This is a genomic window from Streptomyces swartbergensis, from assembly GCF_002148965.1.
GTDB classification, from domain to species: Bacteria; Actinomycetota; Actinomycetes; order Streptomycetales; family Streptomycetaceae; genus Streptomyces; species Streptomyces swartbergensis.
Window position 1 is genome coordinate 1 of sequence record NZ_NGFN01000686.1, and the last position, 1,482, is coordinate 1,482.

General features: G+C 70.0%; 1 protein-coding gene and 2 tRNA genes. All 3 read left to right on the forward strand.

What is annotated here, in order from left to right:
* The first annotated feature begins 163 nt into the window (after positions 1-163).
* The 3 genes from CA983_RS43560 to CA983_RS43570 all read left to right on the forward strand — a co-directional run bounded on the left by CA983_RS43560 (position 164) and on the right by CA983_RS43570 (position 1,392).
* Positions 164-237, forward strand: a tRNA-Lys gene (locus tag CA983_RS43560).
* 522 nt (positions 238-759) lie between these two features.
* Positions 760-1,200, forward strand: coding sequence for an SRPBCC domain-containing protein (locus tag CA983_RS43565; protein WP_086606102.1), 441 nt, complete (start codon positions 760-762; stop codon positions 1,198-1,200).
* Positions 1,201-1,318: 118 nt separating this feature from the next.
* Positions 1,319-1,392, forward strand: a tRNA-Lys gene (locus tag CA983_RS43570).
* The last annotated feature ends 90 nt before the right edge of the window (positions 1,393-1,482 follow it).

The following is a 1,482-nucleotide window of genomic DNA, read 5'->3' on the forward strand; positions in this document are numbered from 1 at the left end:
GTCGGGGCGGGGCTCGGTGGCTGGTCGCGCCGGACTGTCGGCAGCCGTGGTTGCCCGGGCCGGAGGTGTTGCTGTGGGCGGCTGTGCGGGCGGCTCGGGAGGCTGTGCGGATATCGATTTTTCCTCCCTCCGATCAGGGTGCTAACGTCTACGACGTCAGTAGGCGCCGCTAGCTCAGTTGGTTAGAGCAGCTGACTCTTAATCAGCGGGTCCGGGGTTCGAGTCCCTGGCGGCGCACAGACGGTGAGAGGCCCTCCGCACGAGCGGGGGGCCTCTTCGCATGCCGGTGACGGTGCGGGTGTACGAAATCGCCATATCGCCCTCACCCGGTCGACGTCGTCACCGGAGTGCCCCGCGGCCTGGAGTGCGAGGCAGCCGTGCCGATCGACGGGCGGCGCTTGCTCCAGGAGGAGCCGGCCGGACTGCTGAAGGCGGTGCGGCAGGCCGGTGACGCGCACGCGGAGGCCGTGGTCGACGAGCGGGGTGCGCGAACGCCCTGCGGGGCCTGGCCCTGGTCGCCCTGCGGGAGGGACGCGCCACGGAGGCGCTGAGCCGCCTCGCCGAGTACCGGGCGGCAGCCGGTCACGAGGGCGTCGACGGTGGCATCCGGCCGTAGGTGGCCGGATTCGGTTACAGGCGTTAAAGGGCTGGCTGCGTCACGCCAAAACCACCTGTGGAGCGGTGCGCCGAGCCATTAGCGTGGCAAGTCGACCCGCCCGTGAGCGGCTCCCCGCGGAGCCGTGGAAGGAGCGCAGCAGCGTGCGCCGTATCGCGTCCGAAGTCCAGATCAGTGCCGGGCCCGAGGAGGTGTGGGCCGTCCTCACCGACTTCGAGCGGTTCCACGAGTGGAACCCGTTCCTGGTGGAGGCGGCAGGCCGGGCGGAGCCGGGGCAGCGGCTCAGCCTGCGGTTCCGGCTGCCGGGCAACAACCGCGAGATGGTGTTCAAGCCGACCGTGCTCGTCAGCGAGGCGCCCCGGCTGCTGCGGTGGCGCGGGCGCTTGGGTGTCTCGGGTGTCTTCGACGGGCTGCACAGCTTCGAGCTGACGCCACGCGAGGGCGGCACGCACGTCCTGCAGGCCGAGACGTTCACCGGCGTGCTGGTCCCCGTCACCGGCACGATCATCCGGCAGAGCGAGGTGGGGTTCCGGTTGCTGACCGACGCCCTGAAGAAACGAGTGGAGGCCACGGTCGGGTTCTGAGGCTCATGGGCGCGGGGTGAACATCTCACACAGAGTCCCCATCTGATCACGCTGCCGGAGGCGTGGCGGCCCGGTCCGGAGCACCCTTCGAGGTCCGCTAAACTGATCCGGTCAGCAGGCGCCGCTAGCTCAGTTGGTTAGAGCAGCTGACTCTTAATCAGCGGGTCCGGGGTTCGAGTCCCTGGCGGCGCACAGACGGCAAAGGCCCCTCGCGAGAGCGAGGGGCCTTCTGCGTGCTCGTGGCGGTGCGCCGCGCCTTCAACGGCCCGCTGTGATCTTCAC